The organism is Paraburkholderia ferrariae NBRC 106233, assembly GCF_000685035.1.
GTDB classification, from domain to species: domain Bacteria; phylum Pseudomonadota; class Gammaproteobacteria; order Burkholderiales; family Burkholderiaceae; genus Paraburkholderia; species Paraburkholderia ferrariae.
The window spans coordinates 69,669-77,400 of the sequence record NZ_BAYB01000040.1 but is presented as its reverse complement, the minus strand read 5'-3'; the positions used below and the strand labels follow the sequence as shown (position 1 = coordinate 77,400).

9 protein-coding genes and 1 tRNA gene are annotated in these 7,732 nt (G+C 63.1%); 5 read left to right on the top strand and 5 right to left on the bottom strand.

Going from position 1 to position 7,732, the window contains the following annotated elements:
- Positions 1-158 precede the first annotated feature (158 nt).
- Positions 159-332 carry a hypothetical protein gene (locus BFE01S_RS45215; RefSeq protein ID WP_169742687.1) on the bottom strand — a complete coding sequence of 58 codons (174 nt, stop codon included), beginning with the start codon at positions 330-332 and terminating at the stop codon, positions 159-161.
- 136 nt (positions 333-468) lie between these two features.
- Between BFE01S_RS45215 and BFE01S_RS45210 the strand changes: the two genes are divergently transcribed.
- Positions 469-636, top strand: a complete 168-nt coding sequence (locus BFE01S_RS45210; protein ID WP_169742686.1) for a hypothetical protein — start codon at positions 469-471, stop codon at positions 634-636.
- Positions 637-658: 22 nt separating this feature from the next.
- On the opposite strand, the gene BFE01S_RS31760 is transcribed toward BFE01S_RS45210, so the two are convergent.
- From BFE01S_RS31760 to BFE01S_RS31745, 4 genes are all read right to left on the bottom strand, one after another.
- Entirely contained in the window at positions 659-2,011 is a 1,353-nt protein-coding gene (locus BFE01S_RS31760) for an MATE family efflux transporter (protein ID WP_028228976.1), read from the bottom strand.
- The gene (locus BFE01S_RS31755; protein ID WP_028228975.1) at positions 2,008-2,313 is read right to left on the bottom strand and encodes a DUF2288 domain-containing protein; all 306 of its coding nucleotides are present in this window, start codon (positions 2,311-2,313) and stop codon (positions 2,008-2,010) included. The genes BFE01S_RS31760 and BFE01S_RS31755 overlap by 4 nt, the downstream gene beginning before the upstream one ends.
- Positions 2,314-2,923: 610 nt before the next feature.
- Entirely contained in the window at positions 2,924-3,631 is a 708-nt protein-coding gene (locus BFE01S_RS31750; protein ID WP_028228974.1) for a peptidoglycan DD-metalloendopeptidase family protein, read from the bottom strand.
- Between the two features lie 140 nt (positions 3,632-3,771).
- Complete coding sequence (locus BFE01S_RS31745) at positions 3,772-4,683, bottom strand: aldose epimerase family protein (protein WP_028228973.1); 912 nt, start codon at positions 4,681-4,683, stop codon at positions 3,772-3,774.
- 539 nt (positions 4,684-5,222) lie between these two features.
- On the opposite strand from BFE01S_RS31745, the gene BFE01S_RS31735 reads away from it, so the two are divergent.
- From BFE01S_RS31735 to BFE01S_RS31720, 4 genes are all read left to right on the top strand, one after another.
- Entirely contained in the window at positions 5,223-6,053 is an 831-nt protein-coding gene (locus BFE01S_RS31735; RefSeq protein WP_028228972.1) for an undecaprenyl-diphosphate phosphatase, read from the top strand.
- Positions 6,054-6,173: 120 nt separating this feature from the next.
- A tRNA-Arg gene (locus tag BFE01S_RS31730) sits at positions 6,174-6,250 on the top strand.
- 266 nt (positions 6,251-6,516) lie between these two features.
- A complete protein-coding gene (locus tag BFE01S_RS44760) occupies positions 6,517-6,960 on the top strand; it encodes a hypothetical protein (protein ID WP_156967226.1) in 444 nt (147 codons plus the stop codon).
- Positions 6,902-7,693 carry a DUF1828 domain-containing protein gene (locus BFE01S_RS31720; RefSeq protein ID WP_084170283.1) on the top strand — a complete coding sequence of 264 codons (792 nt, stop codon included), beginning with the start codon at positions 6,902-6,904 and terminating at the stop codon, positions 7,691-7,693. Before BFE01S_RS44760 ends, BFE01S_RS31720 begins: the two co-directional genes overlap by 59 nt.
- The last annotated feature ends 39 nt before the right edge of the window (positions 7,694-7,732 follow it).

The window sequence follows — 7,732 nt, the reverse complement described above, 5'->3', positions numbered from 1 at the left end:
TTGGTGCGCACAGGGGCGTCGCAGGCGCAGCGCAGAACAAGCAGCGCATCGCGATGTCCGCTCGATTGCTCGGCTAAAATCACCCAGCGACCTGAGAATCAGGCCGTCGTTTGCGAATCGGTACGACGTACGCGGGCTACAGAGGCGCGCACACTGGGTCAGTGCCTGCGGCGCACCCGGTCGAGCACGTGATGCGCGGACAGCCAGTGGTGCATCATGCCTTCGCCGTCATGTTCCTTCCGGTAGGCGCGCGACTCGAAGATCGATAGTCCGAGCAGCACGAGCAGACCGACCGCCAGGCCACTCAGGCCCGCAATAGTTTCAGCATCCATGGCAGCCTCCTTGGGTTGCAGCCATGTCACTATCTTAGGACAGCGGCGCGCAGGAAAAAATGACGAGGATGCCTGGTCAAGTGGCGCGAGCCATCCCTCGCAGGCTGTCGAAAATAATTTGAAAGGATTTGAGTCGATGCATCGTATCTTTGTGGCGGTTGCGATGACCGCTTTCCTCTCGGCGTGCGCCGACGACATCACGATCAAGCACCACAACCCCCCGCAAGACCCGCCCGACTATCACGGCGTGCCGACCGATACCCGTCCGCCGGCCATGATCGACAACCCGCCTCCAGCCCAATAACGGCCTGAGCTGAGCCGGCGAGCTATCTCGCCAGAGCAGCCGCGGGGCCCATCGTATCGGCGATGCGGGGCAGCAAAGGCGAGAGCGTCAGCCCGCGCGCGGCCATGAAGATCAGCAGCGCGATCCAAAGGCCGTGATTGCCGAACGGACCGACGAGACTCCACGAGGCCACCAGAAAGGCCGCAAGCGACACCGCCATCGCGCGCATGAGATCGTGCGTGCGCGTGGCGCCGATAAAGACGCCATCGAGCAGAAAACCCCACACCGAAACGAGGGGAGAGAGTGCCGCCCAAGGCAGGAAAGTCTCGGCTGCGGCACGAACGGCGGCCTGGTCCGTCAGTTTGCCGATGATCCAGCCGCCTGCGGCCCAGTAGATCAGCGAAAATCCGAGCGCGCCCAGCACCGCCCAGAGCAGGTTCACCTTGACCGCCTGACGGAAGGCATGCCGGTCTCGCGCGCCAATAGCGGCCCCCACCAGCGCCTCGGCAGCGTGCGCAAAGCCGTCCAGGCCATAAGCCATGAAGGTCTGGAAGTTCAGCAGCAGGGCATTGGCAGCGAGTATGGCGTCGCCCTGTTTTGCCCCCAGGTGCGCAAACCAGCCGAACGATCCTACGAGACACATCGTTCGCAGAAAAATATCGCGATTGATCGCAACAAGACGCTTGAGCGCCGCAGGTTCGAGAAGGCTACCGCATCGAAGCGGCGCGAGACCGCGCGGCCGGAGGTGCCAGAGCACGGCCGCGCCGAAGACGAAACCGAGTGCATCCGCTGTGGCAGTCGCCGCACCGATACCCGCGATGCCCCAGCCTAGCCCATACACGTAGAGCAGCACGGCGGCGACGTTGGCCAGATTGATGAACACCTGCGCAGCGAGCGCGATGCGCACCCGCTGAGTGCCCAGCAGATACCCGAGCACGACGTAGTTCGCGAGCGCAAAAGGGGCGGAGCCGATGCGCGCCTCGCAGTAGAGGCGGGCGTTGCGCTGCACTTCATCGCTGCCGCCGATCAAGGCGAGGGCATAGCGGATCAAAGGCAGCTGGATCGCCAGAACCGCGGCGCCGATAGCGAACGCCAGCATCAACGCGCGTACCACGTTGGCGCGCAGCGCAGCCTGGTCGCCCGCGCCGAACGCCTGAGCGACGAGCCCGGTCGTGCCCATGCGCAGGAAGCCGAATCCCCAGAACACGAAGTTGAAGAACAGGCCCCCCAGGGCCACGCCGCCCAGATCGGCTGCGCTGCCCAAGTGGCCCGCAACCGCGGTATCGACGGCGCCGAGTATCGGCTGGGTGAGATTGGCGAGGACGATCGGAAAGGCGAGCGTCAGAACCCGCCGATGCCAGCCACGCTCCGCAGGGAGGGGGAGGCTCTCGCTCAACCGCGTTCCTGCACGCAAACCCAGGGCGAAACGACCACGGCCCAGAGCTCCGGCTTGCGCTCGGCGTAATCGGACGCGGTGGCGGGCTGCATCCGCTCCACGTGCCCGGCGGAAAGCCACTGGGTTACGCGTTCGGTATCGTCGCTTGCAATCGCTTCGGCGACGCTCACGAGGTCGAAATCGCGCGCCACGGAAAGCAGCTTGCCCTGAGCAAAGAAACGTTCGAGATCCTGCCAGTCGATTTTTGCGGTTTCGCCCAGCAAGCTGGCGTAGAGCGGACTGGGAGTGGCGTCGTTGGTCATGATCGTGGGGAAGGAGTTGGCGGCCGATACTATAAACGATCCGATGCCCGGGGGGCGGCACCCAGGAGCGACGGCGGCTTTTCGCTAAACCTTATTATTAATACAGAAGCGATTTTCGTCTTAATCAGACAAAAGCGACATCGGTAAAAGTGTTTCAACCGGACATCGGGCTCGCAGCTAAATCATCTCATTCGTGCGTTTGCCCACTAAATGCCTTGTGCTGTCAGACGAGCCAATCGGCAGTTCAAACTCGTGCTGAAATCGCCACGCGAAGGAACACCATTCATATAGGAAGGCTAGCCCGAAAGCCCCGTCAGTCAAGGTGTTGATCGATTGCGTATTGATTTTGTAATGTTAAATCGGTAAGCGTGCATTATGCGTGGCGGCACGGTTTCCGGCGATTGGGTTCAGTGGTCAAAAGTAACGAGACCCTTAATCCGTGCGCCGCGACACATTTTTCACCGAATTAAGTGATTGCGCCGGTTCATGCCGGTTGATAGATTGCACTCGGCGCATGGTAAACCGGTCCTTTGCCGATATGCGCCAAACCCCCGTTAGCCCGGCGCCATGCCGGGCTTTTTTTTCGTCGTGCTTATGAGTCTTGCGGCGTTCAGCGGGACGGCAGATCGCGTGCCGGGTCGATCGAGCGGCCCTGATAACGCAGCTCGAAATGCAGCATGACGCGGTCGTTGTCGGTGCTGCCCATCTGCGCGATCTGTTGCCCCTGGCTTACCGCCTGGCCTTCCTTCACAAGCAGTGCCTGGTTATGCGCGTATGCCGTCAGGTAGTCGCCGCTGTGCTTGATGATCAGCAGGTTGCCGTAGCCGCGCAGCCCGTTGCCGGCATAGACGACGGTGCCGGCCGCGGCCGCCACGACGGGCGTGCCCGCGCTATTGGCGATATCGATGCCCTTGGAGTTGCGTCCGTCGAAGTTGCGGATCACGGTGCCGTTGGCCGGCCAGACGAGCGATATCGCGGAGGCGGGCGCCGTTGCCGGGGAATCGTCGGCGGGTGCCGGCGCCGGGCGTGCCGCGCGCGGCGTGCTGCCGCCCGAGGACGCGATTGCGCCCGTAGCGCCGACGGCACCTGCGGGCGGTGCCACGCGCAGGACCTGGCCGACTTCGATTGCATCCGGATTGGACAGATTGTTCCAGCGCACGATGTTCTGCACCGATTGCCGGTTGCTGCGCGCGATTTTGCTCACCGTATCGCCGCGTTCCACGCGGTAATAGCCGGGGCCGACCGGGGCCGATCCGCATGCGGCGAGTAGCGCGACTAGCGTCGCACAGGCGAAACGTCTGATTCCTGTTGCCAACATTGAACCTCGCAAGACGCTGCCGGGCGGCGTCGCCGCGCCGGCAAAACGTCTGATTTTAGCGGGTTTGATGCGGCAAGCGCGTTTTCGCCTGCGCGGCGGCCGTAGCGAGGGGGCATTTCGGCAGCCCCCTGAGCTTGCTGTCAGGCAAGCGTGCCCACCCGGATCCGCAGATCGGCGCGTTCGGAGGCGCCGGGCGCGAGCCAGCGCAAGCCGAGTCCGTTGTGGATCGCGTCGGGCAGACCGAGCCATGGCTCGATGCAGTAGAAGTCGGAGTCGGCGGCTTCGGTCCAGGTCGTCACTGCGTACCACGGCAGCGAGCCGGGCCGGTCGAGCTCGATCGTCACGGTTCGGTTCAGTCCCGGTGCGATCATCTTGACCGGGGAGGTGGGCGGCGTCGGCTCGAACACGTGGAAGCGGTCCACGATGCCGGGATCGTCGAAGCGGTACTCTGCCTCGCCGGTTTCGGCCGCGCTGATCGAACCGTCCGGCTGCTGATACCGGCGCAAGGTGGGCGGCAACTCGAGCGTGGTCTGGGCGCGCTGAGCATGGGGCAGCACGAAGTAGAAGTGGTGGCCCGCGTACCAGGGCAGCGGGTCGGCGCCGGTATTGGTCGCCGTCAGCGAGACGTCGAGAGTGTGGTCGTCGGCGAGCCGGTAGGCCGCTTCGAAGCGGAATGCGAACGGATAGCCCGTGCGGGTCGCTTCCGAATCGACGAGCGTCATGTGGATGCCGCGTCCGTCTTCGTCGACTTGCGCGGCAAACGGCAGATCGCGTGCGAAGCCGTGCATGGGCAGATCGCGAACGACGCCTTGCGCATCGCGCCAGCGGCCAATCTGCCCGTCCACGCGATGGCGGCCGAGGAAGGGGAACAGTAGCGGGTTGCCGCCGCGTACGCGGGCGGGTTCGGCCCAGTTCGCGCGCTCGGGCCAGAAGATCACCGGCTGGCCGTCGATATGCCACGAGAGCAGGCGTCCGCCCGCCCAGGGAGCGAAGCTCAGCGTGGAAGCGCCGCTCGCGAGGTCGAGGATGTCGTGCTGGGGACTGGATTCCATAAGCTCACGTGAGAAAGGAGAGTGGAGGGTCGGCGCCGCCCTCGCGCGCCGTGCTCGCGGATTGTGCGCTGCTTTCGGATGCGTGAAAACCCTTCGTCGGGAAAGCGCGGGTATGGCGCGTGAAGGTGGGGACCGATAATCGCGCTACATCGTGCGATGGCGCACGGACTGATGCAGGAGGTTTCCATGGATATCGCCATGGCTATGAGTACCGTGTTGTTCGGGCTGTTCGTCGGCAGCAGCGCTTACTTTTTCTACAAAATGGCGCGCTAAGGCGCGCACGCAACACCGCCTTCCTTTCTCCCGCCTCGACATCGCGCGCCGCCGCAGACGGTGCCCGATCCCGCGATATCTTCCCCACGCCGTAACACGGCTTAGCCCCGCGCGTCATTCCGCAAAATTGTTGCGGCGCCGTAAATTTACCGACAATTTGGCCTCGAAGCTTGGCGCTCCCTGGCAGCCCCGGCATAATCGGTGCGCTTCGCCGCGCCGGCATCGCCTCGGTCCGGCTTCCTTTCACCCACTTCGAGGATCTGCGCGTGAGTCTCTGGTTTCTACTATTTCTGAGCGTGCTGCAGGGCGTCACCGAGCTCTTCCCGGTGAGCAGTCTCGGCCATACGCTGCTCGTGCCCGCGCTGTTCGGCATGCACATCGACAAGCATGCTCCCCAGTTGCTGCCGTTCCTCGTCGCGCTGCATCTGGGCACGGCGATCGCGCTGCTGTGGTACTTCCGCGAGCGCTGGGTCGCGCTGATCCGCGGCTTTTTCGGCTCGCTTGCCGGCCGCCGCAGCGACGACGGCCACATGATGTGGGCGCTCATTGTCGGCACGATTCCGGCGGGACTGGTCGGGCTCGTGCTGGAAAAGCGCATCGAGGCGCTTTTTCACGATCTGCGCATTGTGGCCGCCGCGCTGATGATCAACGGCGTGCTGCTGTGGTTCGGCGACCGCCTGCAACGCAGCCGCGTGCACCTGGCGCCCGAGCGCCTCACGTTCGGCCAGGCATTCCTCGTGGGCCTCGCGCAGATCGGCGCGCTGATTCCGGGCTTTTCGCGCAGCGGCCTCACGATGATCGCAGGCAATGCAGCGGGGCTGACGACCGAGAAAGCCGCCGAGTTTTCGTTCCTGCTCGGCACGCCGATCATCTTCGCCGCGGGCCTGCTTGAACTGCCGAAGCTTTTCCATGCGCGCGACCAGTTGACGACGGCGCTGGTGGGCGGCGTGCTCACGGGCATCGCCGCATGGCTGAGCGTGCGTTTCCTGATGCGCTATTTCGAAGGCCGCGGGCGCCTCGCCTCGTTTGGGCTGTACTGCGTGATCGCGGGGGCGATCTGCCTCGGCTGGTTCGTGATGCATCCGCAACCGGTTTGACGCGTTTGCTGTGGTGCGGGACGGACGCGGACTGTAAGGTTCGGACGCGGTATAATCCAGGCCCGTCTTGCCGCGCTCGACGCAAGAACGTGGCAGGCGGCGCGTTTGACGCGCTTTTACGCGACAGTAGCTCAGCTGGATAGAGCATCGGCCTTCTAAGCCGAGGGTCGGGGGTTCGAGCCCCTCCTGTCGCGCCACTTCCAGCGATTTTGACCTTGGCGGGGTTACGCCGGGGTTACACGAGATCCGCCATTCAGAAAAACGAAAAACCCCGCGTTGCGGGGCATGGCCGCCGGATCCATCCCGCATAAATTCGACTCATCGGGCGCTAAATCGTCAGAGCTCAGGCATACTTCGCCCCCAAGCTAGCTATCGCGCGCAGGGCGCTGGCAAACATGCACGTTTTCAAGATCATTGGCGAGGCTATCGACCGGCCCGGCTCAGCATGGGCGGCGGTTAGAACATGACCGACTGGCTCAAAGCTCCGAAGATAGTTTTGAACTGGAGTGGTCTGGCACCTCGGTCGAACCATATCGGGCATCTTGTCGGTGTCGGTGAACTGGCCGAAGCCGATACGGGGATCACGATACCCGGCCTCACACTTCAGGTCGAGGTGAAAGCACCTCGAGACGTTGCGCGATGCCTGTTCCTGTTCACAATTTTTCAACTCAGGATAGGTGTGCGGCACCGTGTGTACCAGCTCGAGGTCTCGCCCGCCAGCAAACGTACCCACAATGGCGACGCTGGTGCGGTCTATGGGCCTCACGAGCACGTTGACGAGGACGTAACCGCTGTTCACCACGACGATATAAACTGCGAGAACTGGATGGGTTCTCTGCAGTGGTTCTATGAACGAACCAGCATCGCCCCCTTCGATATTCCAGATCCGAATTGCCATGGACTGTAACTGGGCCAAAACTCTTACGGCATACGATTGTGCCCCCCTGCGCACAACGGGCGGTCACGCCTGTCTGGAAATTGGCACGCCGTTCAGTCTGCCGGACGGGGCAGCAATCAACGTGTACCTGGTGGAAACGCCGAGCACGCTGTTGAAGATCAGCGACAACGGCGACTCGCTTTTCCAGTTTGGCGGGATGGGCTTGGACGTTTGGTCGCCCCGACGTCTTGCCGCTCTAAGAGAGCTCGTCAGGAAGCATGGGATGGAGCTTTCGGAAGACGGCAACATCTTCATGCTCACAGCACCAAAACGTGCCGCAGCCGGTTTTGCAAGAGCCATCACGGGCTTGCTTGCCGTAGCCCAATGGGGTGCTGAGCAGCTGGAGGTCGAAGCGCCCGAGCAGGATCTTGTCGCGGAGATTGAGCCTTACGTCATCGCACGCGATCCCGGAGCTGTGTTCAAGCGAAACCCCCGCGTGAAAGGGGCAAGCCAGACAATGCACAAATTCGATTTCAGGCACGGGGCTGATCTGATCGACGTTATCGCGCCGCATCCGGCCGCGACGGGGGCCGCATTGCGCAAGGCTGGCGACATCCAGAACGGTCCCTATGCGGAGAAGCTCCGCCCGCTGTTTATTGTGGACGACCGGAAGGATCCGGTTCACGCTGCAAGTGAAATCGGCATTCTTGGCTCGATGACAAGAGCAGTGCCCGCAAGCCGCGTAATGAATCTGCGGCATTAAGCGATGTAGACCAAATGACCCCCGCCACGCGCGGGGCTT

Coding starts and splice junctions, on each gene's coding strand:
- BFE01S_RS45215 (WP_169742687.1), bottom strand. CDS start 332: ATGGATGCTGAAACTATTGCGGGCCTGAGTGGCCTGGCGGTCGGTCTG.
- BFE01S_RS45210 (WP_169742686.1), top strand. CDS start 469: ATGCATCGTATCTTTGTGGCGGTTGCGATGACCGCTTTCCTCTCGGCG.
- BFE01S_RS31755 (WP_028228975.1), bottom strand. CDS start 2,313: ATGACCAACGACGCCACTCCCAGTCCGCTCTACGCCAGCTTGCTGGGC.
- BFE01S_RS31750 (WP_028228974.1), bottom strand. CDS start 3,631: ATGTTGGCAACAGGAATCAGACGTTTCGCCTGTGCGACGCTAGTCGCG.
- BFE01S_RS31745 (WP_028228973.1), bottom strand. CDS start 4,683: ATGGAATCCAGTCCCCAGCACGACATCCTCGACCTCGCGAGCGGCGCT.
- BFE01S_RS44760 (WP_156967226.1), top strand. CDS start 6,517: ATGACCGACTGGCTCAAAGCTCCGAAGATAGTTTTGAACTGGAGTGGT.
- BFE01S_RS31720 (WP_084170283.1), top strand. CDS start 6,902: ATGAACGAACCAGCATCGCCCCCTTCGATATTCCAGATCCGAATTGCC.